This is a genomic window from Pseudomonas sp. SJZ103, from assembly GCF_007828335.1.
Lineage (GTDB): Bacteria > Pseudomonadota > Gammaproteobacteria > Pseudomonadales > Pseudomonadaceae > Aquipseudomonas.
This window is the reverse complement of the sequence record NZ_VIUN01000005.1, coordinates 174,478-201,326: the sequence shown is the minus strand read 5'-3', so window position 1 is coordinate 201,326 and position 26,849 is coordinate 174,478. Positions and strand designations below refer to the sequence as shown.

25 protein-coding genes are annotated in these 26,849 nt (G+C 54.0%); 13 read left to right on the top strand and 12 right to left on the bottom strand.

Annotated elements, in window-relative coordinates:
* Positions 1–59 precede the first annotated feature (59 nt).
* A complete protein-coding gene (locus FBY10_RS14100) occupies positions 60–521 on the top strand; it encodes an Lrp/AsnC family transcriptional regulator (RefSeq protein WP_131700125.1) in 462 nt (153 codons plus the stop codon).
* Between the two features lie 86 nt (positions 522–607).
* Here FBY10_RS14100 and FBY10_RS31765 read toward each other — a convergent pair whose 3' ends face one another.
* The 5 genes from FBY10_RS31765 to FBY10_RS14075 all read right to left on the bottom strand — a co-directional run bounded on the left by FBY10_RS31765 (position 608) and on the right by FBY10_RS14075 (position 3,784).
* On the bottom strand, positions 608–880 hold the full coding sequence (locus tag FBY10_RS31765) for an acyl carrier protein (RefSeq protein WP_027605275.1): 273 nt from the start codon (positions 878–880) through the stop codon (positions 608–610).
* Positions 870–1,436 carry a hypothetical protein gene (locus FBY10_RS14090; RefSeq protein ID WP_145336671.1) on the bottom strand — a complete coding sequence of 189 codons (567 nt, stop codon included), beginning with the start codon at positions 1,434–1,436 and terminating at the stop codon, positions 870–872. Before FBY10_RS14090 ends, FBY10_RS31765 begins: the two co-directional genes overlap by 11 nt.
* A 352-nt stretch (positions 1,437–1,788) precedes the next feature.
* Positions 1,789–2,400 carry a PolC-type DNA polymerase III gene (locus FBY10_RS14085; RefSeq protein ID WP_115487532.1) on the bottom strand — a complete coding sequence of 204 codons (612 nt, stop codon included), beginning with the start codon at positions 2,398–2,400 and terminating at the stop codon, positions 1,789–1,791.
* Positions 2,401–2,446: 46 nt separating this feature from the next.
* Positions 2,447–2,923, bottom strand: a complete 477-nt coding sequence (locus FBY10_RS14080; protein ID WP_024077544.1) for an NYN domain-containing protein — start codon at positions 2,921–2,923, stop codon at positions 2,447–2,449.
* Positions 2,924–3,040: 117 nt separating this feature from the next.
* Entirely contained in the window at positions 3,041–3,784 is a 744-nt protein-coding gene (locus FBY10_RS14075; protein WP_131700124.1) for a DUF2076 domain-containing protein, read from the bottom strand.
* A 180-nt stretch (positions 3,785–3,964) separates the two neighbouring features.
* On the opposite strand from FBY10_RS14075, the gene FBY10_RS14070 reads away from it, so the two are divergent.
* From FBY10_RS14070 to FBY10_RS14035, 8 genes are all read left to right on the top strand, one after another.
* Positions 3,965–4,624 carry a YciC family protein gene (locus FBY10_RS14070; protein WP_092488567.1) on the top strand — a complete coding sequence of 220 codons (660 nt, stop codon included), beginning with the start codon at positions 3,965–3,967 and terminating at the stop codon, positions 4,622–4,624.
* A 40-nt stretch (positions 4,625–4,664) separates the two neighbouring features.
* Complete coding sequence (locus FBY10_RS14065; protein ID WP_145336673.1) at positions 4,665–5,753, top strand: endonuclease/exonuclease/phosphatase family protein; 1,089 nt, start codon at positions 4,665–4,667, stop codon at positions 5,751–5,753.
* Between the two features lie 385 nt (positions 5,754–6,138).
* The gene (locus FBY10_RS14060; protein WP_057441182.1) at positions 6,139–7,251 is read left to right on the top strand and encodes a toll/interleukin-1 receptor domain-containing protein; all 1,113 of its coding nucleotides are present in this window, start codon (positions 6,139–6,141) and stop codon (positions 7,249–7,251) included.
* A 340-nt stretch (positions 7,252–7,591) separates the two neighbouring features.
* Positions 7,592–8,122, top strand: coding sequence for a TIR domain-containing protein (locus FBY10_RS14055; protein WP_178116747.1), 531 nt, complete (start codon positions 7,592–7,594; stop codon positions 8,120–8,122).
* On the top strand, positions 8,115–9,338 hold the full coding sequence (locus FBY10_RS14050; protein ID WP_145336676.1) for a toll/interleukin-1 receptor domain-containing protein: 1,224 nt from the start codon (positions 8,115–8,117) through the stop codon (positions 9,336–9,338). The genes FBY10_RS14055 and FBY10_RS14050 overlap by 8 nt, the downstream gene beginning before the upstream one ends.
* Positions 9,335–10,159 carry a hypothetical protein gene (locus FBY10_RS14045; RefSeq protein WP_145336678.1) on the top strand — a complete coding sequence of 275 codons (825 nt, stop codon included), beginning with the start codon at positions 9,335–9,337 and terminating at the stop codon, positions 10,157–10,159. The genes FBY10_RS14050 and FBY10_RS14045 overlap by 4 nt, the downstream gene beginning before the upstream one ends.
* 16 nt (positions 10,160–10,175) lie before the next feature.
* On the top strand, positions 10,176–10,733 hold the full coding sequence (locus FBY10_RS14040; RefSeq protein ID WP_145336680.1) for a TIR domain-containing protein: 558 nt from the start codon (positions 10,176–10,178) through the stop codon (positions 10,731–10,733).
* Between the two features lie 224 nt (positions 10,734–10,957).
* Complete coding sequence (locus tag FBY10_RS14035) at positions 10,958–12,175, top strand: DUF1444 family protein (RefSeq protein ID WP_145336682.1); 1,218 nt, start codon at positions 10,958–10,960, stop codon at positions 12,173–12,175.
* A gap of 368 nt (positions 12,176–12,543) precedes the next feature.
* On the opposite strand, the gene FBY10_RS14030 is transcribed toward FBY10_RS14035, so the two are convergent.
* On the bottom strand, positions 12,544–12,876 hold the full coding sequence (locus tag FBY10_RS14030; RefSeq protein ID WP_057441837.1) for a hypothetical protein: 333 nt from the start codon (positions 12,874–12,876) through the stop codon (positions 12,544–12,546).
* Between the two features lie 322 nt (positions 12,877–13,198).
* Here FBY10_RS14030 and FBY10_RS31760 point away from each other — a divergent pair, with 322 nt between their 5' ends.
* On the top strand, positions 13,199–13,333 hold the full coding sequence (locus tag FBY10_RS31760; RefSeq protein ID WP_145336684.1) for a transposase: 135 nt from the start codon (positions 13,199–13,201) through the stop codon (positions 13,331–13,333).
* 33 nt (positions 13,334–13,366) lie between these two features.
* Here FBY10_RS31760 and FBY10_RS14020 read toward each other — a convergent pair whose 3' ends face one another.
* The 3 genes from FBY10_RS14020 to FBY10_RS14010 form a co-directional block, all read right to left on the bottom strand.
* Complete coding sequence (locus tag FBY10_RS14020) at positions 13,367–14,068, bottom strand: hypothetical protein (RefSeq protein WP_145336686.1); 702 nt, start codon at positions 14,066–14,068, stop codon at positions 13,367–13,369.
* 108 nt (positions 14,069–14,176) lie between these two features.
* The gene (locus tag FBY10_RS14015; protein ID WP_145336688.1) at positions 14,177–17,473 is read right to left on the bottom strand and encodes a UvrD-helicase domain-containing protein; all 3,297 of its coding nucleotides are present in this window, start codon (positions 17,471–17,473) and stop codon (positions 14,177–14,179) included.
* Between the two features lies 1 nt (position 17,474).
* Positions 17,475–18,212, bottom strand: a complete 738-nt coding sequence (locus FBY10_RS14010; RefSeq protein ID WP_145336690.1) for a hypothetical protein — start codon at positions 18,210–18,212, stop codon at positions 17,475–17,477.
* A gap of 437 nt (positions 18,213–18,649) precedes the next feature.
* Between FBY10_RS14010 and FBY10_RS14005 the strand changes: the two genes are divergently transcribed.
* The 3 genes from FBY10_RS14005 (at position 18,650) to FBY10_RS13995 (ending at position 23,603) form a co-directional block, all read left to right on the top strand.
* Positions 18,650–19,690, top strand: a complete 1,041-nt coding sequence (locus FBY10_RS14005) for a TauD/TfdA family dioxygenase (RefSeq protein WP_256663468.1) — start codon at positions 18,650–18,652, stop codon at positions 19,688–19,690.
* A gap of 208 nt (positions 19,691–19,898) precedes the next feature.
* Complete coding sequence (locus FBY10_RS14000) at positions 19,899–21,695, top strand: hypothetical protein (protein WP_145336692.1); 1,797 nt, start codon at positions 19,899–19,901, stop codon at positions 21,693–21,695.
* Positions 21,696–21,833: 138 nt separating this feature from the next.
* Positions 21,834–23,603, top strand: a complete 1,770-nt coding sequence (locus tag FBY10_RS13995; protein ID WP_057445317.1) for an SIR2 family protein — start codon at positions 21,834–21,836, stop codon at positions 23,601–23,603.
* Here FBY10_RS13995 and FBY10_RS31755 read toward each other — a convergent pair.
* From FBY10_RS31755 to FBY10_RS13980, 3 genes are all read right to left on the bottom strand, one after another.
* Positions 23,586–23,927, bottom strand: a complete 342-nt coding sequence (locus FBY10_RS31755; RefSeq protein ID WP_256663469.1) for a transposase — start codon at positions 23,925–23,927, stop codon at positions 23,586–23,588. The genes FBY10_RS13995 and FBY10_RS31755 overlap by 18 nt on opposite strands.
* Positions 23,928–24,179: 252 nt before the next feature.
* Positions 24,180–25,580 (bottom strand): HNH endonuclease, encoded by a 1,401-nt coding sequence (locus tag FBY10_RS13985; RefSeq protein ID WP_145336694.1) that lies wholly within the window; start codon positions 25,578–25,580, stop codon positions 24,180–24,182.
* Positions 25,581–26,040: 460 nt separating this feature from the next.
* Entirely contained in the window at positions 26,041–26,646 is a 606-nt protein-coding gene (locus FBY10_RS13980; RefSeq protein ID WP_057441823.1) for a hypothetical protein, read from the bottom strand.
* Positions 26,647–26,849: the final 203 nt, after the last annotated feature.

Here is a 26,849-nt window from a genome sequence, read left to right as displayed (position 1 = left end):
GCATGGTTATCAGGGCTATAACCCGTTCTTTCGAAAGCCACGCGCAACTGGAGCCTTATATGGACAAATACGACCGCATGCTCCTCAGCGCTCTGCTCGAAGACGGCCGCGCCTCCTACGCGCAACTGGCCCGCACGGTAAACCTCTCCGCCCCCGCCGTGGCCGAACGCGTGGCCAAGCTGGAAGCCAGCGGTGTGATCACCGGGTACCAGGCCAAGGTGGATTTTTCGAAGGTGGGCTTGCCGATTCAGTGCGTGATTGAACTGCGGCTGACCAACCACGGCAGCCAGAAGGTGTATGACGCACTGGCCGAAATCCCGGAACTGACCGAATGCCACCGGGTGACGGGCGATCCGTGCGTGATCATGCAAGCGGCGGTGGGCTCGATGCCGGAGTTGGAGAGTTTGATCAATCGGCTGGCGAAGTTCGGGTTCAGCAAGACCTCGATTATTTTGTCGAGCGCGATAGAGCGGCGGGTGCCGTTGGGGCAGTTGGAAACCAATGGCAAAAATGGTGGCTGATCTACCGCCATCGGGGGCAAGCCCCCTCCCACAGTTTGATTTGTGAATACATTCAAAATGTGGGAGGGGGCTTGCTCCCGATGGCGTCAGTGGCCGCACTGCAAATTCGAGCGTTCAACGATCAAGTCAACTATCTGCTGGATGGTAGTGATGTGATCCCAATCTTCCTGGGTCGCTTGCAAGTTGAATTGCCACTTGATCTGCATGACAAAGCAGGTCAAATCATCATCAATAATCTTGAAGTCATGGATGAAGTCCGTTTGCTCCGTGACCTGGCTTCGGTCGATGAAACCGATGATATCGACGAATAGCTGAATCACCTTTTCGCTGATCTCGGCTCTAGTCGGGCTACCTTCCATTTCTTGCCTCATAGGCGCACTTACCAATACTGATTAGATCAAAGACAGCCAACCCCGCAGCAACGAAAGGAATGCCCCGTCCAATAATGCCAAATACCCGGACGGTGCCAAACGTTGCTTTCGCCATTCTGGCCACCGTGGGTTGCCTGATCAATGTACGAGGGAAAAAGCGCATTCCAATGAGACTCGCCAAGTTCGTCGTTTTGCTGGAGCCAACATGAACCCAAGTGCCCACGGCAATTTTGTTTATAGGTATGCCCGCGGCGCCAGTGAGAACCGTTGCGGCCGTCAAGCCATAGTGTTGCTGTGTACATTTCCAGAGTTCGTCAAACGTGGTGCTCGGCACCGAGGAGTCAGCATGAACGGGCTTGAGTAACTGGTAACTGGCGCCGTGGGTCCAGCCTGGCGAATTAGGTAAAACCATGACTGCTGGGCAACTTGTCATCGTGTTTCCCAAATGAAACGCCATGCTTGAAGTTGAGCCGAAATCGATGCCGTTGCCTTGGAGCTCAAACTGGCTTCGCCTGATTGCTGTGTGAAGATCGCTTTCCTGCATGACGTAGTCCCTGTACGTAAATGACAGCCGGGATCTTAGGTCGCAGCGAAGGGCTATAGACGGGAGAAGGGAAAATCCAGAAAGGTCCGACAGGACAGCAAGGCTAAGCCTACTGACTATTCAGAAAGCAGATAAACGCCCTCAAGATGCCCAGCGAGATGGCGAAGAGGGTGATGGATCGGGCGTTGGAGTGTGTGCAGCCTCGATGAACGACAGATAACCAATGTGGGAGGGGCGGTGCGACGATTCGACTTGCTCCCGATAGCTGAGTGTCAGTCACCAGATGTACTGGCTGACACACTGCAATCGGGAGCAAGCCCCCTCCCACATTTTTCTGAACGGCGTTGTTCTATCAGAACCCGCGATGTTTCTTCAGATGCTCATTGATCTTCGCCGCCGGCACCTTCTGCAGGGTGCACAGCAGGTCGTGGGACAGTTCGCGCAAGCCATGGGTACGCCGCAGTTCCTGGGCCAGGTGCGCCGTGAGGTTGGCGGCCATTTCCGCATCCGCCAGCGCTCGGTGAGCCTGGCCGGTGTGGGGCAGTTGGGCGTAGGTGTTGAGGGTGCCGAGCTTGTGGTTGGGCGCAGCCGGCATCAGGCGGCGGGCCAGCAGCAGGGAGCAGGCGAATTTTTGCAGGCGGGTGCGGCGGATCAGGCCGAGTTCGAAATCCCAGAACTTCTGGTCGAACGCGGCGTTATGCGCCATCAGCGGCGTGGTGCCGACGAATTCGTTGACTTCGTTCATCACCCGCTCGGCCGGCGGGGCGCTGCGCAGCATGGCGTTGCTGATGCCGGTGAGTTGCTCGATAAAGCCCGGCACGCGCACGCCTGCGTTCATCAGGCTCTGGTAGCGGTCCACGATCTGGCCGCGTTCGAGGATAACCACCGCGATTTCCGTGGCCCGGCAATGGCTGCTCGGGGTGATGCCGGTGGTTTCAAAGTCGATGACCGCTATACGTTCCAAACCTGTTCCAACTCCGTCTAACCCTTTATTTATTAAGCCGCCGTGCTTATTTGAGCAGCAACGCGCCTTCGATCGGCACGTAGCGGCTGGCGGCACGTATCAGTGAGTTGGCCGTCAGCCCCGGTACGCCGTAGGCCACGGCTTCGACGCCGTGCTTGTGGATGATGCGGTCGAGCAGCATGTCGAAGTCGCCGTCACCCGAGGCCAGCACAATTTCGTCGACGTGGTCGGCGGCGTCCATGATGTCGATGGTGATGCCCACGTCCCAGTCGCCCTTGGCCGAGCCGTCGCTGCGCTGGATATACGGCTTGAGCTTTACCGTGAACCCAAGGTTGCGCAGGATCTGCTGGAACTGCTGCTGCTTGCTGTCACCGCGGTCGATGGCATACGCATAGGCCTCGACGATCTGCCCCCGTGAACTGATATCAGCCCACAGGGCGGCATAGTTGAAATGGCAGCCATAGGCCTGGCGGACGGTGTAGTAGAGGTTTTGTACATCGGCGAACACTGCAATTTTCTTCACCGCACTTCCTCATGACAGCCAGGCGCCAGGGCCCGGAAAGGGTGCCAGTATGCCAGCCGCGAGAACGTTTCCGGGAAAAATCAGACCGGGGCGGCTCAGCGCCCCGGACCGGGAGTGTCAGACGAAGGAATCGTCGTCGCCGAAGGAGGAAGAATCGTCGGAATAGTCGCTATCGGCAAAGCTGTCCGAGGCGTTGTCGCTGCCCCAGCTGTCATTGCCGGCGAACTTCTGGTCATCGTTGCCCCAGTTGCCGTTGTCACTGGCGGGCGCCGGCTCTTCACGGATGATTTCTTCCACAACCTGCGGCTGTTGCGAGTTGTGGCTGAACAGGCTGCTGATGCCTTCGGCCAGCAACACACCACCGGCCACGCCCGCGGCGGTTTTCATCGCGCCACCGAGGAACCCGCTGCCAATGGGGGCGGCGGCAGGTTGTTGTGGCTGTTGATAGTTCTGTTGCGGCGCTGGCTGGCCAAAGGACGGCCGCGCCGGTTCACGCCAGCCACCGCCCGACGAGGCCGGAGCGCTCTGGGCCGGTTGCGGGTCACGGGAACCGCCGCCAAAGATGCTCGACAGGAAACCACCGCTGCTCGCCGGGGCCGCTTGTGCGGACTTGGCCCGCTGCAACTCATCCTGCAATTGCTGGATCTGCTGCGCCTGTTGCTTGTTCTGCGCGTCGAGACTCTTGAGCGCGTGTTCCTGCACCAGGATCGACTGGGTCATGTAGTACCCGGCGGCCGGTTGGCGAGTCATGTGCTCCTTGATCCGCGCTTCTGCCTGGGCGTCGCGGGGCGCTGAGTCCGTTTCGGCTTGTTGCAACCGTGAAAACAGTCCATCGATCAGGGTTTGCTCTTCGCTGTTCATGGCGACCTCGTTAGATTGCCGGTAAAAATCGTGGTCCTGCCTGTGATCAGGCCAGGTGCGTTCTAGTTATGGGGGTGTTACGAGTTGTTTCAATGGTCTTTACTCAAGGTTTACGTTTGCTTACCGCTGGCCATGATCGGTTAAAGTGTTGCCCTTGCTTTCAGGCCTGCGATGACCCCGATGAATCCGTTAGACGTATTGCGCGACTCCTTCCGTTTTACCCGAGGCAACCTGGGCGCAATCGTCCAGCTGTGCCTGCCATTGGTGATCCTCGAGGCCCTGCTGCAACAGCTGCTCGACCACACGCTCGGCGCGGATGCGTTCCCCGGCTACAGCGTGGTGGTGGGCTTGCTGGTGTACCCGCTGTACACCGGTGCCTTGATCCTCTTTCTCGACGCCCGCACCCGTGGCGAGTCGCCGCGTACCAAGGACATCTGGGCCATGGCCCTGACCCTGTGGCCGCGCTTCGCCCTGCTGACCGCCATGAGTACCTTGCTGATTTTGCTGGGCCTGTCGCTGTATTTCCTGCCGGGCCTGTGGCTGATGGTGGTGCTGGCGTTCGCCGAGTACCTGTTGGTTCTGCGCGGCATGTCGGCGCTGGAGGCGATGAAGGAAAGTCTGCGCCTGACCCGTGGGCATTTCTGGCGAATCCTGGTGTGCCTGTTGTGTGTGATGACACCGCTGTGGTTGCTCAAAGGCGCCAGCGTCGCGGCCTATCCCAACCCCGCGCCGTTGCTGGGGCTGCTGATGGACAGCGCCCACAGCTTCCTGCAACTGTTTACCAGCGTAGTCCTGTTCCGTTTATTCATGCTGATCGGTGGCGATGCCGACGCGCGGTGATATGCTCCACGCCACTCCTGAAACGCTATAAGCCGAGCCGATGACCCGTTTATTGCGCATCACCCTGCTGGGCCTGCTGATCGTTGCGGGCCTGCTGACGGCCCTGATCTACAGCCTCACCTGGCGCCCCGCCGCCAAGGAAACCCTGCCCGTCAGTTGCGTCGCGCCCCGTGCGCCGACCCTGTTGCCAGGGCAGGCACTCAAGGTCATGACCTGGAACGTGCAATACCTGGCGGGCAAGAACTACGTGTTCTGGTACGACACCGCCGACGGCAGCGGCCCGGACGAACGACCTACCGTCGAAGACATGGCCGTCAGCCTCGACGAAGTGGCGCGGGTGATTCGTGACGAACAGCCCGACATCCTGCTGTTGCAGGAACTCGACGAAAACGCCAAGCCTTCCCACTACCAGGACCAGCTAGCGCTTTTGCAGGAGCGCCTGGTCGACCTCTACCCGTGCAGCGCCCAGGCGTTCGACTGGAAAGCCGACTTCGTACCCGACCGGCATATCTTCGGCAGCGTGGGCCGCAAGCTGGCGACCCTGAGCCGCTACCAGATCGAACACGCCGAGCGCCTGCAATTGCCGGCGCCCGAGGCCAATATCATCAGCCGCCAGTTCCAACCCAAGCCAGCCTTGCTGCTGACCTACCTGCCACTGAGCGATGGCGGCCAACTGGCCGTGCTCAACACCCGCCTGGACGGTGATGCACCAGGGCGCAGTGCGGTGCAGGAGCAGGTGCAAACGACAGTGAAGTTGCTGGATAAATTCGAAGGCCGTGGCACGCCCTGGCTGATCGGCGGTGATTTCAACCTGCTGCCCCTGGGGCAATTCCTGCGTTTGGATGCAGGCAAGCGTGGGCAGTATTCGCCGGACAGTGAGCTGCATTTACTGTGGGACAAGTACCCGATGATCCCGAGCAACAGCCAATCCAGCGGAATTGATCGTGAGAAATGGCTGACGTACTTTCCCAATGATCCGAGCATCGACGGCCCGGATCGCACCCTGGATTACCTGTTCTACAGCCCGCGAATCAAGCGGGTGGAGGCCAAGGTGAGGCAGGAGGATACGTTGCGTATCTCCAACCATTTGCCGGTGATTGCACGCTTCCTGCTGCCCGCCGCGCAATAACCCACATTTGGATCCTTAGCGTTACGACTTTCGGGGTTTGATCCGCGCGGTCGGCTCGGCTATCAGCGGGTCATCCGGCCAGTAATGGAAATTATCACCTCACGTTCCCTAGATTGACACTGCCAAATCGCCCGTAGCCTCTATCTATGACGGCTATTTCGGCAATTGACAATTGACCGTCAAACTAAACCCCTTTGATTGACAGAAACTGGTGCCAATCAAGAGTAGGTTTGACAGGTGTATCAAAGCGAGTCAGCTCTAAATAGCGCAAAATGTTTGACACTACGCACCGCTTCCGAATCATGCTGACCACACGCTTTATTGCGGTTTAACCACGCCACAATGAGCCCAACCGATAACGACTGGCGCAACTGGAGAGCGAACAATGAAGAGAGTCTTAACCGTTGGATTGCGTTACAACGGTGAACCCATCGATGGAGTTGAGTTCGACAATTTGGGACTGTGCGGTGCAGCCGCAGAGCACGACAAGTCCGCGTACCCCCTTTACGAGTACGATGTCATCATCATCAACCCTGCAAGCTTCTCGCATTTCCTATTCGGCGAGAAAAGCGAGTTCTCTGCGTCGCCTACTGAATTGGGGGATCTCAAGCAGAAGAAGGGTACTTATGACATTGACACTGTCTTTGATGCCTTGGATCGCCGGAAAGAGATGGAAGCGGCCATTAAGGCTGGGGCGACAGTCGTGTGGTGTTTGTCCGAGGCCAAGCGGATGAACTTCTTCGGGTATAGAGAAACTTGGCTGGGGTATGTGGCGCCTCCCGTTTCTCGCATGGTGAAAAGTGGCGACTTACTGGTAAAGAAGGGGCGACGTCTGGGTGACGTAGACCCGGACAGCCCATTTACCAAGTATTTTGCATCTCTGGCTTCGACTGGCTGGAACTTGTGCCTCGGAGATGAGGACATTGGAGGCTACACCTCAATCGCCTCCAGCCCAGAGGGTTACAGCCTTGGCGGACGAGTGTCAGACAGTGGGTTTGTCGGTTGGTTGGTCACGCCGCCATCCTCCGACACAGCTGCCAACCGCTTAATCTTGGATTCTCTTGAGATCGTGAAGGACAATCTCCAACAAGAGAAATACCACGGGATCTTCCTGAGCCATACCGGTGCGGACAAGCCTTTCGTTCGGCAGCTGCGTAAAGACTTGATGGAACATGGCGTTCCGCAGGTTTGGGTAGATGAAGCGGAAATCGAGATAGGAGATTCGTTGATTGGGAAGATAACGGAAGGGATGAAGGAGACCCGCTACATCGGGGTGGTCTTGTCGTCGAGATCAATCGATGCCCCATGGGTGAAAAAGGAACTCGACATCGCCATCAATCGAGAAATCTCAGGCGGCGAAGTCGTTGTGCTGCCGTTGCTCTATGAGAAATGCACTATACCGACCTTCCTTGAGGGGAAGCTATACGCCGATTTCACTAGCACGGAAGAATATGAAACCGCGTTGGCAAAGCTACTGCGCAAGCTGCGTATCCATTAAAACGCAGCAGCACCGACCGCTCCTGTCAAAACGAGCAACCCAACTGTGAATCTGACAGCCCCCGCGACTGACCTAGATTGCTGATGCAGCCTGGGCGGTCATGTGGGTTTTAAGTGCTGCGATAGTCCAAGAACAAAATCAGGGGCACCTCACACCACCATCCTGGTATTGACGGTTCGGACGCCCACTGAGATGGGGTAAGTGTCAATCCTCCGAATTTCCTGCGAGAAAACCTGCGAAGGGGGATTGCACTCCCTCTCCAGACCTTGATACTAAATAGCCACCCGCCCCCTGCTCTATGCGTCGGGCATCTACAAAAATCTCAAGGACCGATCTGTCAATGAATCTTCAAGAGCTGTTTAAATCTCTGGAAAAGCCAGTCAAGCACAAAATTTTCGTGAGTTATCATCACAAACCAGATCAAAAATATTATGATGCATTCTCGGCTAAGTTTCATGACACATACGAATCGATACACGATGCGTCATTGGACAGCGAAATAGACAGCGACGACGTTGACTATGTACTGCGACGAATTCGCGAAGAGTATATAACTGGTACGTCCTGCACAATAATCCTGATTGGCGCTGAAACCTACCAAAGAAAGTATATCGACTGGGAAATTAAGGCAACGCTTGACAAGGAACACGCCCTCCTTGGCATCTACCTCCCATCAGCACCGCGAAACGAAAAAGGCATTACCGTACCAGGCAGGTTGCATGACAATGTCCAAAGTGGGTATGCCGTGTTTACCAGCTGGGAAAAAGCTACTGCATCCCCAGAGTCTTTAGGGAAATACATCACCGACGCCAAATCCAAACTTAAATCACTCATAGTCAACAGCCGTGAAAAGAAGAAGCGCAATGGGTGAAGTAAGAGCGACTGATCTCGCAAAGCCTTTTTTTGTACTCTATGTCGTATGGCATCCTAGCTTTGAGCTAGGGGAAAAAATCGCCGACGCTATGATGCAACATTTTCGGCGAGATCTTTACAAAAATATTGTAGGGGGTGCGGGCATACCGGTAGTGTTCCGTAATGCCTGCATGCCTGACAACGACATCCCAATATCAATAAATCCTGAGGACTCTGAAGCGTCTGCAATCATCGCACTCGTTGACGATAATCTGTGCGAGTCACAAAGCTGGGTTGATTACGTCAAGGGCCTCTCTGAAAAGACTGAAGAGTCCAATAAAAACGGCTTCAACAATCTCCTATTCCCTGTATCTTTCAACAAAGAAGCATTGCATAAAGTAAATTTAAGTGAGCAAGCTCTTAGATGGGACTCATGGAAAGGCGATAATAACGAAAAAACAATGCGCCTAATTAGCGAACTCACTTACGAGTTCTGCCGAATGCTTAGGCACCACTTAGCCCAACTGGAAAACCCATCAAATAAAAACCTTGAAAATTATTTAAAGAAGGTGCAAATCTTCTTAAGTCATTCAAAACACGATATCGACGGTATTGAAATCGCTACATCTATAAGAAAGAGGATCCACGAAGGACACGGTCTGTCCTCATTTTTTGACGTCAATGACATCCCAGCCGGCCTCAGGTTTGACGAAGTTTTACTAGCGCAGGTGCGCATCAGCGCGATGATCGCGATTCATACGGACTCTTACTCTTCAAGAGAGTGGTGCCGAAAAGAAATCATTGAAGCCAAAGCCTGGAATGTGCCGCTTGTAGTCGCTAACAGCATAAACAATATGGATGAAAGAGGCTTCCCTTACATGGGGAATGTTCCAGTAGTTCGCCTGGGCTACGATGTAGCAGATGTTTCTCGAATAGACATTGTCATTAGTAGGCTTCTCGATGAGGTTTTGAAAGATTTTCTCTGGCGCTGTCAGACACATGAAATCAGAAAACAACTGCCTAGCAGGGCATTCCTTATACCACGCCCGCCGGAGTTAATCTCTCTATCCTGCATTCCTGAAGGACCCGAGCTGACTGATACTGCCTCTACAGAAACTATACTTATCTACCCAGATCCTCCATTGAGTACAGAGGAGGAAAGACTTATCAACAGGGTTTCGCCGAATGTGCAGCTTAGAAGCCTAGCTGAATGGAAAGCGGGGGCAACCAGATGAGTTACAAAGAAGTCCTCGACGGCTCAAAGATTTCAATATCGATATCGGAAAGCGAAAACATGGCTGCCTTAGGCTTAAGCCACGCGCATCTGGTGGATGCAATGTGTGAGGCAGCACGCCACATGCTCGCTTTGGGGGCAACAGTGACCTATGGAGGTGACCTACGAGCTCATGGCTTTACCAGGATTCTGTACGAACTCGTGTCTAGATATCGAAAAGATTCATATGACAACAAAAATTTAGCGAGCGTAATCAATTTCCTTGCCTGGCCTGTCTTCGTACACTCCAATCTCAATGACCTGCTTACCTTGAGCAGCGAAATGGAAGGAACTGCTGAGCTCAGAGTAATTGATGAGAAAGGCGGTACATTATCAATTGAAGAGGCCACCCCTCTACTACCCGGCGCAACGTTTGATTGGTGCGCTGGGCTAACTGCAATGCGAAGCACAATTACCGCTGAGTCGACAGCCAGGATAGTCCTTGGAGGTAAAACATCAAAATTCAATGGCAGCATGCCAGGTATAGCCGAGGAAGTGCTTATCTCTCTGCAAAGCCATAAACCTGTTTATTTGCTGGGCGGATTTGGTGGGTGTACCAGAGAAATTCTAGATCTGATGGGCGTAGACAACCAGTTCAACACATCAACCCAAAACTGGCCGCACTCAGGCGAGTTCAGACAGTATAAACTCAAAGATCTGAAAAACGGGCTTACCGCAGAAGAAAACACGGTACTTGCCAACACCCCTCATATAGACCAAGCAATAGTTTTGGTGATACGGGGACTAATGAACTTACAAACCCATTCTGGACTGAAACACTAAAATAGTAGGGAGCAATATGTCATTACTCACGGAAGCAGAAGTAATTGCACGCTCACGCACAGTCAGTCGGCAAAGTAATATATTCAAGTCCACTGCAAGCACGCAGGTTTATGACGTCTTCCTAAGCCACTCATCCAATGAGCCCCTTGAAATAATTTATGGTATAAAGGGATACTTAGAAGATGCAAACCTGACCGTCTACATAGATAAAGTCGATGACCCTCAGCTCTCCCCAGATCACGTCACGCCTGAGACAGCTGAAATTCTGCGAATGCGCATGAAGTCATCAAAATCGCTTTTATACGTTTACAGCCGTCACTCGACTAAATCTCGCTGGATGCCTTGGGAGCTCGGTTACTTCGATGCACTGAGAGGCTCCGTAGGCATTCTTCCAGTCACCCAGTACGCTCAAAGTGAATTTAAGGGTGAAGAGTACCTCGGATTATACCCATATGCCGATCTTGCCTTGGTGAAAAACTCCACGAGAAAGCAACTCTGGATTAATAGATCAGCAAGTGAGTATGCCGATTTATCCGGCTGGGTTAAAGGTACAGAAAAAATTCGCAGAAGATGATCCGCGTAACGCCCGCACACTGTGAAACTTGCTAAATGCTTATTAGCAAGGGGAAGCGAGCAATCGCTTTCGCTTCCCCCTCAAAATGCTTTAGCGTAACCGTCCGGCCAACACACCTTCCTGACACCGTCGCTTGAGGCGATGGTGTCCCAAGCTCTGAACAAGTTTAAGCCTGCCCAATTCCCCCTGTTTACAACTGCCTGCTGACAAAAAGGATTCTGTACATGCTTTTTTCCCTGCTCGACAAACTCTTCAATCGCCCGCTAAATGAAGAGGCATTTGCCAAAAAATTTATCGATTCGACTCGTAAAGCTGGCTTCAGCGAGAATCTGAATTTTGAGAAGAACGAGTTCCGCATCCGCCATGGGAATGGATCGTACTTCAATCTCCATAATGCCTTTCGCGACTATCAAAATGCAGACAAAGCACAGAAATTCGCCGTCCTGACCGGATACGTATCGACGCTGTTAGAGGCAGGTAGAAAAACCGAGACTGCGTTTGATAATGTCAAGGCACAGCTGCGTCCGGTGATTCGCAACCTTGCCATGCTTGAAGAAATTCGACTGGAACACGCCCGTAACGATGGCGACAAGCAGTACGATTATGTTTCACAGCCTTTGGGCCGAGACTGCGTTATTCTGCTTGCTGTCGATTCGCCCGAGTCCACTGCCACCCTTACCAATGGCCCCGAAGCACATTGGGCTGTGACGATGGAAGAGGCGGTAACGATCTCCATCGAGAACCTGCGTGATACGACAAGCGAAGCCTTCGGGGAGATTATTCCAGGCCTATACGCTGGGGAGTGGGCGGATGGGTACGACACCAGCAGGGTGTTGTTGCCAGATGTCCTTCAGCGCGTGCCAGTTAAAGGTCGGCCAGTGTTCATGATGCCCAGTCGAGATGTCCTGATGGTCACTGGAGACAAGGACGAACAGGGAATTCGTCAGATGGTAGAGCTTGCTTTCCAGGCTCTTGAGAGGGGGCGTGCTGTCTCCACCGATATTTACACCTACGAAGGTCGCGATATCGTCCCGTTTCACTGTGATGATGAAGGGGTAAACAGCCGGCTGGTTACACTGGAGCATTTGCTGCTGCAGAATAATTATGCCAATCAGAAAGAGCTGCTCGACAAGCTCAATCTGGAAAAGGGCATCGACATCTTCGTCGCCTCATACAACCTCTTCCAAATGGCTGACCAACCAAACCAAACGGTATCGATGAGCGCCTGGACAAAAGGTGTACCGACGCTGTTGCCCAAGACCGATCGCGTCGCGTTGGTTGAACCCGGTGAGGGTGGGAAAGCGACAGTCAAAACCGTCTCCTGGAGTGAACTTGAATCCGAGCTTGGCGATCTGCTGGCTACAGAAGCGGGCTATCCACGTCGCTATCGGACACTGGGATTTCCTTCGGTTGAGCAGCTTAATCGCCTGACTACCTTGTGATCAGTGCCCTACTATTCTGGCGCACTACAACGGAGGTATGAATGCCCGACACTTACAGCGCGCATAATCATGCGAGTCGCAACCAGGCAGAAATCTGAAACAGCAACGGTTGCGCTTGTTTTGGTTGCTATGCGGTATTTCCGCAGTTAGAAGGGAAACGGGCAGAGCTTGCGACCACGACAAATCAGCCATCAATGACTACCATAATTTATGAGCTCGCATTACATGTCGGCACACATTCCAACTTCGTGAGTTTCTGTAGTGATCAATAGATCCCGGACACGACGTTGAGTTTTTACGTTGCCTCAGCCGATAACTGCCGGTTGTGGGATCACTCGAAATTTGAGTTGAAGCTCTCAGCTTGCCGATCAACGCTTTTCGATCGTAAAGGAGTCGTTAAAAAAGTCATCCCTAGCGATCAGACCAAAATCCTCGCCGACAAAAGCTCTGTCAGCACGACCGTCATCGCTGAAGAGAGCCTGGGTACGCCGTTCCTGCTTGAGATTAGCAACTGCCTGAAAGAAGCAACCTTCACAAAGGTGTAGCTCATAGCGCTCGCCATCATGTTTCGAGCCATAGCCCCAATGCGCTTGCAGCGTGGCGAATTGAAGCTGGCCACTTGTCACCCGGGTGGGGAGTTGGCAGACGTCGCACAGGACGTCGATCACGGATTCGATTTCTGCCTTACCAGTAATTTTCATCACCACCCCCTACCAACCTACATAGACTTGATCGACACCACTTCTACAAACCTGAATTTCTTTCAGGAAGGTGAGTTGGCCGGACGCTTACCCACAACCTCAATGCAAACCTCGTCCATAAATGGATTCGGGTGCATGCGCAGAAAAACCTGGCACTGCAAACTGCCTTTATTCCGGTCTAAGCCGCGCCGTCGATAGCGACGCATCAAGCTCTTCCCGCTACGATCCGAATTGAAGTGCCTCATGCAAAAGGCGTAGTTGTGGTGAGTTGGCCGACGGAAAATGCAGCGTCGTGTTCCGCTTTCCTACGAGACCTGCTGCGATGATCCGCGTCGATTCCATCTGGCTCGCCACCGAGCCCATGGACATGCGCGCCGGCACTGAAACCGCGCTCGCACGGGTCGTGGCGGTGTTCGGTGCGGCGAAGCCGCACCCTATTCGGTTTGCCCATTCGTAGTTTACGACTCAGGCAGCAATCGAGAGCCCCTTGCTAAGCAGGTTGCCAGAAATTGCAGCTGAAGTTGTTCAGCCCTCCGCCATATTGACTTGACCGCACTGCAAATGATTTGGGGATGTCTATGCCATCGCCACCATCCCGGAAAAATTCCCTCATGGAACACAGTGCCTGCATCTTCAAGTATTCCCATTCACGGTACAGCTTCGCTTGCTGATCGCTCGCCGCTTTGGCGGCGCTGGGCTGACGTTTCGACAACAGCTGGGCGTAATCAGGAACGGGCGAGTAATCGTAGGTGAAAGTCGTTTGCCCATGTATCCACTCTGCGGTCGGAGAAGACCGCCAGCGGTAGCGAACACTGACCGTTAGCCGCTTGCTCAGATGGTAAGGCGACATAATCTGATCATCGATGTAAAACAGCAGCCCCTCTTCTTGTTCGGTTTCGACGCGGCCCTTCATCTGCTGCACGGCATGCACCAGATCGCTCCCGGCGCGCAACACGTCAGTCCTGGTATGTTCGCGCTTGGCGTGAGCCTTCGCTTTGTTGTGTGCAGCCATTGCTCGCTCGAACGCATGAAGCTCGGAGGCAACATAGTCACCGCACTCTCTGAGGCCAAGCTCGCAGATCGGCCCGACTTGCTCCTCTCTCAGGCACTTGTCTACCGCCGTCTGCAGGGATCTGAGGTCGACAGCTCTGATCGCGCGCAACTGATCGTGAGGCAAGTTTATGTAGGTCATATCTGGTGCTGTCCTTGTGTCATGTCATCTTTAACGGTACCGGCCAGCCCCCCCCCCAGAAACGCCGAGATAATTGGTGTTCTTACAGGAAGCCGTTGGCCTGATATCTCAGTACCTCTGGGCACAAATACTTGAGTAAGCGCACCGGTTGCAGTGCTTCCCTCGACTGGCAGAACGCTCACCTGCCCGCAACGCCGTGATCGCCTTGAACACACTTGTACCGCTCGCCCTGACCGAAGGAACCGCACTCTCAGAGCACCCGGTGACGAGGGAGTGGATGGAGATATTGTTGCAGCGACTGCCACCGAGGTTTTCCAGAATGGGGCGTACGGTTCTGGAGACCTCTGATAGTCCAATGCCTGTGCGCAGCCAAACCAGATCGCCGTTAGCGTCACGAAGCATCCAGGGCATAGTGATGACCTGGCCATTCACGCTGGCCGTGGCTTCTGGGACGTACTGTGCAATACCGGGCTGCAACGCTGTGCCGCGAGTAAAGGCGATCCAGGCATGCTCCGAGAGCGTCTTATCTTCCGCGTAGCTCGGCAACGTTTTCTCGCCCCACGACTGCAGGAAAGCCTCCTGAGGCTTGACTCCATCACGGTAGACATACTCAAGCCCTGCCAGCACTGATCGGCGGGCCCGGATCGAGATGTCCATCTCCTGCTCGGGCGGCAGGTTCAGTTCGTGCGCATAGTGATACTGAAGGGAGCAGGACATGAAGCCGTCGAGCGCAGAAAAGCTGATCGTGGCAGGGGCGGCCAGCGGAACACGAGCCAGTGGCGGCGCGGCCACCAACGCATTTGCGGTTCCACGACTAGGGGTAAGTATTGATGGATCACACAGAGGAGTAGGAATCTTCGATGCATCCGTACCGCAATACACATAGAGCCGGTCTTTCGCCCTTGAAACGCCTACATACAGAAGGTTGTTACGCTCGATGGACTCGCCTTCAGCCCGAATCTGGGGCGTGCTGTTGAGCGCCTCAGGGGGAAGCAACAAGGCTTGGTGATCATCATCAAAGCGTGGCGGTGCATCGGCACCAAACCGGGATTTCTCGACGTTGGCCATATGCACCACGTCGAATTCGAGCCCCTTGCTCCCGTGAACCGTCATAAGCCTGACCGCGTCAATCGCAGCAGCCTCCGGGGGCAATGAACGCTCTACTGACCGCTGGCCGATATACCGTCGGAAATCTTCCCTGGCCAGAAACTTGGACAGTGTTGCCTGGCTGCCAACCCCATCACTGTTGCGCACTCCGTACATAAATTGCCACAGGGCGAGGCGCTGAATCTGCGCAGTCGCGGAGTGGTCAGTCAATGAGGCCAGCCCGAAACCCTTTTCAAACATCAGGTCGCACACGAAAGCCCAAGGTCGGGAATTGCGCGTCGACGTGCCCAGCAACTCATTCAACGCCTGGACGACCTGCAGCCCCTTAGGTGACAGCCCTTGAATTGGCTGCTTCAGCCAACGCCCAGACTGGTAATCGGGGCCCAGCTTGGACAGGCTCGTGAGTAGGGTGATGTCCGAGGCCGGCATGCTGAGATCGTTGAGCCTGAGTAGGCCTAGGAGAGCGCCAGGCGTGCGCTGGGTCAGGAGTTGCATCAGGCACATGAACTCTTTGACTTCAGCCCGCTGGCTCAACTCGCCGATGTGCAGCACAGGGATCCCAGCCCGTTCAATCTCTTGTGCCAGCTTGTCCAACTGGACGTTGGTGGAGCTGATGATGCCTTGACTGCCGTAGGAGTGGCCGGCCACCCGACATTGATCAATCTGAGCAACGATAGCGCTACTTTGAGCGTCTTTCGCCGTGTGTATCAAAGCCGGCATGATCCCGCTCGCAGAGCGAGAGGGTGAGACAGGATCAAGCGGCACTAGGGGCTGCAGTACGTGTTCGGTGCCAGCCCTTTCGACAGCACGGAGAATTTCAGGCGAGCTACGACGGTTGATGTCCAGGCTATACCGCTGGATCGAAGTTCCCTGTCCCATCGCGACGTACGCTTCATCGAATTTGAGCAAACTTTGGATCGACGCACCGCGCCAATGGTGAATAGCTTGGCGAATGTCGCCGACCACCCAAAGATGGCGCTGAGGCGGCCCGATTTTCTTAACGAACTCGATCATGACATGGTTGACGTCCTGGTACTCGTCCACCAGGACATGGTCATACTGCTCAAGGAAGGCGGCCACAGACGGGCGATCGTCACGCGCCCTGAGGGTGGGGCGAACCAACAAGTCTGGATAGTCAACCCAACCATCACGACGCAGGACAGCCTCGTAAGCCCTGTACACGGTGACGATATCGTCGCGTTCCAGCGCAACATCCGAATCGACGGCTGGCAATGTTTGAAGAATTGCTGCGTAGTCGTCCGGAAAGACCAGCTCTTCCTTCAGCCGATGAATGATCTTCAGGACGTCAGGGAGCCAATCGTATGGATTGCGCAACCTGAAGAAATATTTGAGCTCCAAAGTGGGCAGCTCTTCGACCATCATTCTGACCTGCTGGAGCAGATCCGCGACTTTGATCTGAGGGGTTAACTCGAAGAGGTGGTGATGCTTTCGCAGCAGCTCCAGTCCAAATGAGTGGAACGTGCCAGCCCAGATATGGGAGGCATTCGGGACATTGGCCGCTGTCAGTCGCTCGACCAGCTCCTGCGCTGCCCGGTTGGTGAATGTCATAACCAGAATTTTACTGGCGGGTACGCCACTAGCGATCAGGTGGGCCACGCGGTGCACCAGGGTCGTGGTCTTACCCGTGCCGGGCCCCGCTACGACATTGACATACTTTTCCGGTGCCTGAGCGGCACGGCGCTGAGCGTCGCTGGGAGGGTGCGTCGGAGCGGGAAGTACCGGCGTAACATCCGGGAGCAACAACGCGTCAGCCAATTGCTGCCGCACGACCTCCAGAGGCAACTGGAAGGACGTGGCGATTTGCCGGGAACGCCATCCGTTTGACCACAATGCCCTCGCTGCTGACTTGGGCAACAGCAGCTCCCGCGCAAAGATATTGGCCTGAAGCTCTTGGCGCTCCCATGCGCCATATCCATCAACCACGGCAGAACCAGGCGATTGCCCAGCGACGTCGGAGATAAACGATGTTGAGGTGGTTCCAGGTGGTGGCTTTGGAGAGTCGAGATACCAGTGGCCGAGCTCATGGGCCAACAAATAGGCCCGCTCCTCTAGCCGAACATCATTACGAATCAGGATCGTCTTCATCCAAGGTTGGATGAGAGCGTCCCCGCCTCCTAGCGCATAGTTATCCGGCTCGACCCAGTCAATCGCCAGCCCCAGCGTACTTTCAGCCACTGCAAGCAGTTGCTCGCTGGTAGGGTAGTCATTGCCGCACGCGGCGATGAGCTTCGCCCGTGCATTCATTGCCTCGATTCGTGCACGGTCGAAAGTATTCATGTCAGTCCCCTATGACCAAAAGCTTCGCTTCCTCATCATGAGGTAGCTTCAGAGCCTTCACCGCCTCCTCCCATGGAACAGGCTCCGTGAGCACACGAGGCTGACCGTTGGGTGCTTTATACGAAGGCGTTGGCATCTGCCTAAAATTGAGGCCTACCGCCTGGATCACAGCCTCCCTTGAAACCGCGAAGTACTCGGCGATTTGGCCAAGCAGTGCGCCCGGCGCTCGTACAAGACCTCCCAGCACCTCGTTAACCAATCGACGCTTGCCATGAAGCCCCAAATAGTCGGCCAGCTCGCCAGCTTGCGGGCCTACAAGCCCAGCAATTGCAACCCGAGCGCGCTCAACTTCCACCTCAGCACTGACAACTGCACCTTGGGTCTGCAAGCAATGTGAGAGCGCCTCGGCTAAAAGGCTGCCAACAATCTGTGAAGCCGACCGCCCGTATTCTTTGGCGGTCAACTTGAGCTCCAGGCTGAGCTTGCGGTCGAGCCTGGCCATCCACTGATAGGACTCGCCGCTGTAGCTCGCCACTTTGTGCTCATAGCCGTCGAGAACCTTCCTCCCGCTACGCTCCTCGATGGCGTCCTCAAAACGGTCATAGCCGTTTTCGACCAACTCGCGGACGAGCACTGAAAACTTCTTGTTCTGCCCCTCTGCTAGCTCCTTGAGCGTTTCGTGCATCGATACAGGCACGTAGACGCCGACTGTCTGCAGAGTGCCCTTGGTGCTGGTCACGGGCGCTGATCGTGGCGCCTGTGATGCACGAGGCAGAGCGGGTTCGTAATGACTACGCATAGACACCTCCTTTGGCGACACATCCTGAGCAGCTGGGACACGCAATGGTTCTGCCGCAGAATCCACGAGTGGAGGAACGACGAGGTTGGACGAGAGCTCCGCGATGACCTTCCTGGCTAGCAGGTTTGGGGAAGGCGCCTGCACATGAAGCAGGTGACCGTCCGGCAATGCGACCGTGCACTGATGGGCTCCTGCCACTACCTGAAAATCCCCCGTTGTAGACACCCATGCCAGGTAATCTGCCCATGCTCTGAGCGGGGATGACGTCAAATTGACATTACGTTTCATGGTAGACTTTGGCCATCTTGAAGGAAGCAATGACACGCCGCCAGGCGTTCGTATATCATCTTTATATCACTTGATCTTGCAGGGATACAATGATCGACGCTCATTTTTCTAGGGCTATCCATGGCTCAGTCAGCCGTTGGATGCACGATAATCCGCTCGAATTTTGCCTCTCTGCGCTCAACAATCCTGTGGAGCTTGGGGCAACCCTGCTCCCCGCTATCGTCACCGCGCTTGAGGATGTAAACATCAGCTTGTATGACGTGCAGCGCAGCGCGTGGTCGAATCCGTTGATTCATCTACGCGCTGTGTTCGATGTCCATGAGCTGCCAGAGACGCCCACTGCCTTCATTCCTGTGCCTGACGTAGCAACTACGGTTGCAGCGCGCGCCTGTGCAGTGGCCTGCCTTGCCGCGCTCAATTCAGACACTATTTCATACGGCTCCGAAAATGAGGGGTATCTATTCGTAAACCTTGTCGTGCTGCCTGGCGATGACGATTTTGCGGACAAGTCCAAGGCCGACATGCGTGGCCATACCGACGGGGTTACGTTCCCGCTTCGCGGCCAATTGCATGAGTTTGACAAGCGCGTTGCGCCGTCACCAGATTTCGTTTGCCTGAGCGGCCTTCGCAATCCCGACGAGATCATAACAACGGTCATGCCGCTGTCGGCTGTTTTGCAGCAGTTGACCTGTGACGAAATCACCGAGCTGACAAAACCTCAGTACGTAATTCGTCCGCAGAAAACCTTCAAGCGTGGACTGCGCACACTCTTCGGTAAAGACAGCCCCTTACTAGACGCGATGGCAGGTATTCAGCTGCTTTTCGAAGGCGATGATGGGTACTGGATCCGGTACAGCCACAGCGCTGGAGACGCAGATTACGACTCAAAACTAGCTAGTCAGGCCATTAAGCGGTTCGAGCAAGCATGCCTTGAATGCTCGACCTCTGTTGTCATCGAGCCTGGAGACCTTCTAGTCGTCAACAACCGCGTCGGTCTGCATGGCCGTGGCATGGTAGGTGGAGAAGTAGGTGGTAACTCGCGGTGGCTACTCCGTACGTACGGGTTGGATACCCAAGGCTTAACTCCCGAGCAACGCTATGACGGAAGCGCATTCAAGCTTTTCCCATAACTGGCTAACGAGTACTCGTTATCAGATGTGCTGGAAAGGATGAGTGTTAATCCCAATTTTCGTTAGCCTCGCGTCACGCACTCCCCAAAAACTGTTGGCAAATTCTGCTAAGCAGCCCTCCTGCAAGGTATGATTTATCCTGAGACCAGCCTGAATACCAACTGGGCTTCCCCCCAGTGCAAAACCAATCAACGCCAAGGAGTGCGCCATGCCGGCCAGCTACCCACCAGAGTGGTTTCAGATGGCAGACGTCAGGCGGCGTCGACTATCAGCAGCCATCTGGATTCCCTTGCGCCAATCCGAGGTGCTCCACAAAGGCGGTGCTGATAGAGAGCCTGGCGCATTCGAAGAAACGCTTTGCGTCGGTTCACTGGCGGTATACGCAGATCAGCGTGAGATAGGCGAAACGCTGGATTGGGGCTCCATTGGATTGATGCATACCCCCGGCCCCTACGCATTTGGCAACGGCCGCTACAAGCCAGCAGATCAGTATCTCCATGAGGAAGAAGAGCCGCCGGTGGGTGTGGAGCTCGTTCTTCTGAATCATCTCAACAGTGATCACGATACGGAATGGCTGGTAAACCAGGATTTGATCCTTGCACTGCAACTGATGCAAGAAGGTGATTCTTGGGTAAGCCCCAACGAGGGGTACATGGAGGTTGTCCGGCAGCGTAGAAATGAAGATGACCGGGTCATTGCCATCGAAATTCGTGCAGAACATTTGCGCGATTATTTGTGCGCTCGCGGTCTCGCCCTCAGGCTGGTGCAATACCGGGAGCGCAAACAATATGTCGCCGATGCTTCTCATATTCCGTGGCACGGAGCTCCTGTAGAGGAGCAGAAGGCCAATGAGCTCTTCAAACTGCACACCGTTAGCATCAGGGCTGATGGGGGGTTGCTGGGCCGCACGTCGGTCATGAGAGTCTGGCGCACAGACGTCGACCCCGAAGAAGACGTCCCAGCATTCGCAGCCGAAAGCAACAGCAACACGGACTACGAGCATTTTGAATTTGAACAGAAAGGGCTCACCTTTGAGCAGGTTGACGGTAGGCTCTGGCGCGAGGAATGGCTAGAGCCTGCATCGAAAAGCGAGCGCGTTCGTGGAGACCATCCTGAAGAACAGCTGTATTACGCAACAGGTGCCGCCGGCGAAAGACTGCCGGCAAGCGCGCTCGACAATGAAGATGTCGGGCTGTACCTATGGTTCAAGGCAGAAGTGATTGAAGCCCTGTTGGCGTTCAAGGGGTCAGCTTTGAAGTGGTATACCTCGGACACTGGCTCGATCAAATGCTCGCCAGACTACGAGGTTCATTTTGGGGTCAACGAGAAAAGCCACATCAACGCGTACGCCTACGACATCGCCAAGTTACCTCTTTGGCAACAAAAGATATGGCATGGTTTTAACATCTCGCCAGACGGCCGCCCCTCGCGCGAGCTCCTTGGTTCCCAATTCGAAAGCAATCCCGCGAACACCATGGCGCCGGAAGAGCTGTTCGAAATGGTGATTGCCAAACTCAACTCGTTTTTCACTGAGAACTTCGAGGCTCCGCTATTCAAACCCCATGACAACTCGGCTGACATCCTGCGAAATTGTCACCGCTTCCGAGCTCTCAGCAAAAATGGATTGCTGGCCTTGGCCAAGGACATCGCCAGACTGACTGTGGACTCCATCGACATAGGTCTTCTGAAGCAAAATCTGAAAGTTGACCCTAAGGAAAAACTGGGAAGCCTGAAACTGCTGGAGCGTCTGCTGTTGAAATACTGCGAGAAGGATGCTGCTCGCAAGATGATGATGCCGCTTCATATCGCTTATGGCCTGCGCCTGGGGGATGCTCATCTACCCTCGAAGACCGATCTGGAGGACGCACTGCGTGATCTAAATGCACCCGATGGCGCTCATCCCGTCACAATCGGAGCAGTGCTCTTAAGCCGGGTCGGCATCGGCCTCTATGAGATAGGGGATACCATTCATGCTGGACTGAAAGCCACGAAATCACAGTCCTAGCCCCGCTGCGAATTTATAGTTGCGGAGCTCGTGAGGAAGGCGTTCTATGGGCAATTGCGCGAGCCGGCTGGGGCACTCTTCTTACCATCTTCTGCGCCTGTATCTCGCCAGGGCGCGAACGCTATTAAGGACGATAGAATGACCGTTATCTCTGGAGATCCGACGACTCAGCTGGCCTTCTCGATGTTCGAGAACAAAGGGGTATATGCGGTCCTGGTCGGCTCCGGCGTTTCCCGGGCTGCAGGTATTCCTACGGGATGGGAGATCACGAAAGAGTTGGTGGAGCGCGCAGGTGTTGCAGCGGGCGCGGCTCCTCAAGATGACTGGGTTCAATGGTATGTCAATACGACTGGCCAACAGCCCAACTACTCAGTCCTGCTGGAAGAGCTCGCCAGCACACAGACGGAACGTCGAGCCATCATTCAGAGTTTTCTTGACCCCAGTGCTCAGGAGCTTGAGGACGGACTCAAGACCCCCACTCCGGCTCACCGCGCGATCGCCTCAATGGTCAAGTCGGGCCACATTCGCGTTATCGTCACCACGAACTTCGATCGGCTCATGGAGAACGCACTGCGCGAATTGGGCATCGAGCCCACCGTCGTAAGCTCCGAGGACACCCTTTCTGGCGCAGAGCCTCTGACTCATTCCCAGTGTTATGTCTTCAAGATCCATGGTGATTACAAAGACGCCAGGATTCTGAACACTGACGCAGAACTGGGTGTGTACCCAACACCTTTTAACGCGTTGCTTGACCGAATCATCGATGAGTTCGGCCTGATCGTCGCGGGGTGGTCGGGTGAATGGGATCACGCATTGCGGGCAGCATTTCTGCGCGCGCCTAGTCGTCGGTACCCCACGTTCTGGCTCTCTCGCGGCCGGTTGTCCGACCGTGGTCAGGAACTGATTGATCAGCGTAAAGCCGTGGTCATCACCTCAGGGGATGCCAACACCTTTTTTACCGGGCTGAACGTCAAGCTGGAGACCATCCAGCAGTCCAGGCAGCTGAATCCAGTAGGGGCGGATATGAGCGTGGCAATGGCCAAACGATTCCTCGCGCGGCCGGAGCAACGTATCCAGCTGGACGATCTGTTCTGCAATGAGACGCGCAAGGTGATCGGACACTTCGTGTCCGTGTTTGCAGGCGGTCAAACGCGGCACCAGCATCAGCCCGTTGATTGGGTTCTTGACTATGAATCGGTAACAGAACCCTTGGTAAGGCTAGGTGCCGTCATCGGGCGTTGGGGATCTGACAACGAACATAAGTTGGTATTAGACGCGATCGGTGGCCTGTACGCTGAGGCTCAGAAAGCCCAGGAAGGTTTCAAGAGCTGGCTGGATCAAAAGCACTACCCCGCTGCCCTGGTGTTTTATGGGTATGGGTTAGGTTTGACAAAAGCCGGCCGGCTGAGCGAGTTGTTTAAACTTTTCGATGCCCCGCTGCAGAACCAGCGACGTGGCCGGATCCTATCGATGAATGCGGAGCTTTCGCCGTTCCTTATCGAGAGCAACAGCCGCCAGGTTTGGCAAACCTTTGAAGGTCAGGAGCGCGCTAAGGCCCCCTTAAGTAACAGGCTTGCCGGTGTGCTCGTCCCACGATGGGCGCCTGACTTTGCGGGAATTGAATCACCAGAGCTGCTCTATGAGCGTTTCGAGTTCCTATGCCTGCTTCATTTCTTGAAATTGCGAGACGTGAACCAGGAGTCGCTGAGCAGCATGATTGAGCGAAACCAAACTAGCCAGCTCAGCCTAGGCCGGATCTCTCTAGTTGAGGACAGGATCATCCGATTGGCGCAGGAATACTCAACGGATGAACATCGAGTGCCATTACTCGAAGCAGGCTTCGCTTTTGGCAGTGCAAAGTATCTGCAGGACGTGTTGGATGCCCTGCAATCAGCTGCGGGCTGGTAGCCGCCGGAACGCCCACCCAAGCCGTTGCCTACCGGCTTGTCTGTGCTCTGTCGGGCCCCTGTCGTGTTGTCCCATCGGCGGCTTCTTCATCATGAGCCGTATCAACCTCTGATGGAGCCTAACAATAAACACCAACACTTCTGGCCAACCTCGCATGCTGAACCTTGAGGAGTTCGCCGCTCTTACCCGAATCCATTTGTGCACGAGGTTTGCGTTAAGGCTATGGCTGAGCGCGATGCTGGCAATCGAGGCGCCGGGCTGGGCACACTCTTGGATGACTTCAGCCTTGAAGGATTTGGAATAGGAACGGCGTGTTGGCTGCATGAAATACCCGCTTAAAAAGCTAGAACTGGCGCCCACTAAAATTTAAGTGCACACCATGTCTTGCCTTTGTGAGGATGGGTAGATGACGTGGCCGGACGCATACGGCTCAAGTTGTCCAAGAATGCGCCCCACCCGAGCGCGTTGTTTGCTAGCGTCACAGACGAATCTCGCCGACAAATGGGTTTGGGTAAAAACCAAAAATCATAGAGCTGCACCCGGTTTCATTCCGCTAAAGTCATTGCTCCCAGTATTTCAAATTTTGGGTTTTTGAGACATGAGCACCTGAACAATCTTCTCTCTTGCGAGTTCGTACCCAACTTCGCCGTAGAAGAGATCAACGATCGCGCATAAAGAGAGCTTCTGATCGATTTTAAGCTCAGCGAGCTGGCCCGCATACAGGTGAATGGCAAGCTCCATCACCCTTGAAGAAATATGTGACAGCCCTTCGGACATTGACGGATCAGGTGCGATCAAGCCGTACAAAGCGCGAGCTTCCATGCTGGATTCGGGGAAGGCTGAGCTCGCATTCGAAACTGCCGCTCGCAGCAAGTTGTACACCTTTTGACGCTGCTCATACGCCACTTCTCGGCAACGACTAACCAACTCGAACACATCACGAACGTTTATAGCTCTAACCTTCTTTAGAATTTCGGCAGCGGCCAACCGTTGCTGGTGTTGGGCGACCTTGCCCATTAATGCCCCAACTTGTCGGGAAGCAGATCCTGAATCGATCATGTCATGTAACGAGATGCCTCGCTCTCCGAGCACCTCTGCGCACTCTTGGGATTTTACTTCACTCACCGAATCCCTAGCATTTTCTGCAGTGGGATCGATGAAGCTCCTCACGCTGCGAAACTCAAGCTCAGGTGTCACGGGGCCGAGGTCAACCCCGAAGCTGAAGCACGAGAAAAATGAAATATATGCGTAAGCGTGGGAGGTTTTGTCAGAAATGCCGACAAGCACGGCGTGTCCGAAGAGGAATGGACTTTCACCTACAACGTCCTGAGTATTTCGTCCATCCCACCACACTACCTCCTCAGGCAGGCGCGCCTTATCATTTTCAAGATCTTCAAGAAGCAGTGCTTTTATAGGATTGATACCAGCTTGCCTAGCTTCGGTAGGAAAGCTGTGAGCAAAAAATGTCATCGCCAAATATACAATTGCTTGGAGTAAATCGGGGCCTCCAAGCCTCAAGCGGATATGATGCGGCTCAATCTGATAATGAGTTTCGCTAGTTCCGGATTGATCAATCCTGAATATCCACTCCTCAGACGAGTTGCTCTCGATCCAGCGCTTAGCGACCTCCAAACTAGGCGCTTGCAATTGATAATGACCGTCTTCGGAAACCTTGGAAGGGTCGAACGGTGGAGGTAGATACACCTCTATGGTGTCCCCGATCAGCGAATAGAGCGTCTCATCTTGAGTATAAATGAACGGTTTGGCCGCGTCCTTGCGATCTGGCCGAATCTTCAGCGCCGCATTTAACATGGAGAGCTCGGCCTCCAGGCGTGCCACCAGCCCTCCGAAACTATTATTGTGCTTTTCGCAGTAAATGCCTCGATTGGTACGGCGACCGCCAAGGGCTGCGGGAAACGTATGCTCAGACGATTTGGCACGCAGAGCACACATGATGCAATTTCGAGGTTTTGCCACTCTTCATTTCTCCCTACGATCCAACGCTAGTCGAACATTAACCCATGACGCAAATCAACAGCACGGACAGGCTTTAAACTGAAGGAATCACTCCAGTCAGACTACTCATCACATACGTTCATCTAAGTAATCTTCACAGGTTCATAACGCCATGACATGGTGTGCACTTAAAAAAATCAAGCGGGCACCAACCCTAATTTTTTAAGCAGGCATTTCATGCACTCTCAACGCAGTTGCTACTTCACCCCCCGTCAAAGGCCAGGTCATTCAAATCCGGGGCGTCGATTACCAGCATCCCTCTCAGCTATAGCTTCAATACAAACTTTGTACACAAATGAATTCGGGGGCAATCGAAAAAAGGTCGGCGCTGCTACCCGCATTGATTCCGTTACCCATACCGCAGCTCACCTTGATAGGTGCCGAGGATAGAGCATAGCTATATATTTGAAACTATATCTTTCTAACTAACAAGCATATAGAAAAAATAAATACTCGCACCAATTAAGAACGCGCTGAGTATGCGAAACCCCATCAACCCCATGGTTTTACGCACATGCAAACCAAAAGAAGGCATATAAGCCAACAACAAAGAACACCCCAGCATAAGAGGGTATACCCATACAAGATCCAAAGTTAAAGCTTTTGCTTTGGAAAAAATAACAGGAACTATACTTATACTAATAAAAATCATACACAGGTCTGAACCTATTCCTGTTACACGGTCCAGCACGCTAAAACATCGTAAAAACGAGATATTTTCTCCTGTCTTATATAGTGAATAAGTAACGAGTGTCAGGATGACACCTCCACACATCATCAATATCACGGTGTTTATACCTATTTGCTCACTAAAAACTTGGGAGGCAAAACTTGAAAGCTTTGTGCTCTGCGCCATTACAGTGAGCGCAACTCCCAGCAAAAAGTAAAACAGTATAAATCCTATTCTGTCTGTAACATGCAGTCTTAATCCGTTGATCGAGGATTTAACATCGTTTCTGACCCACTCAGGCATCTTGCTGTATTGAGTGATGTACGATTCCTTCATGCGTTTGAAAATACCTTTCATAAATATACCTGTCAAATTTTTGAAACGGGGCTAATCGTTGACCCACCGGTCCGAGCTATAGGATGCATACTCAATATATCTCGTATGATGTCGCGCCCCTCTAAAAGCCGCCAGAAGATTCTGAGACCAAATCGAACCGTTCATAAACAGCACTTCCATCGCGAATAAGCTTGGTTCACGCCGATGACTGTAATGGCGGCGCT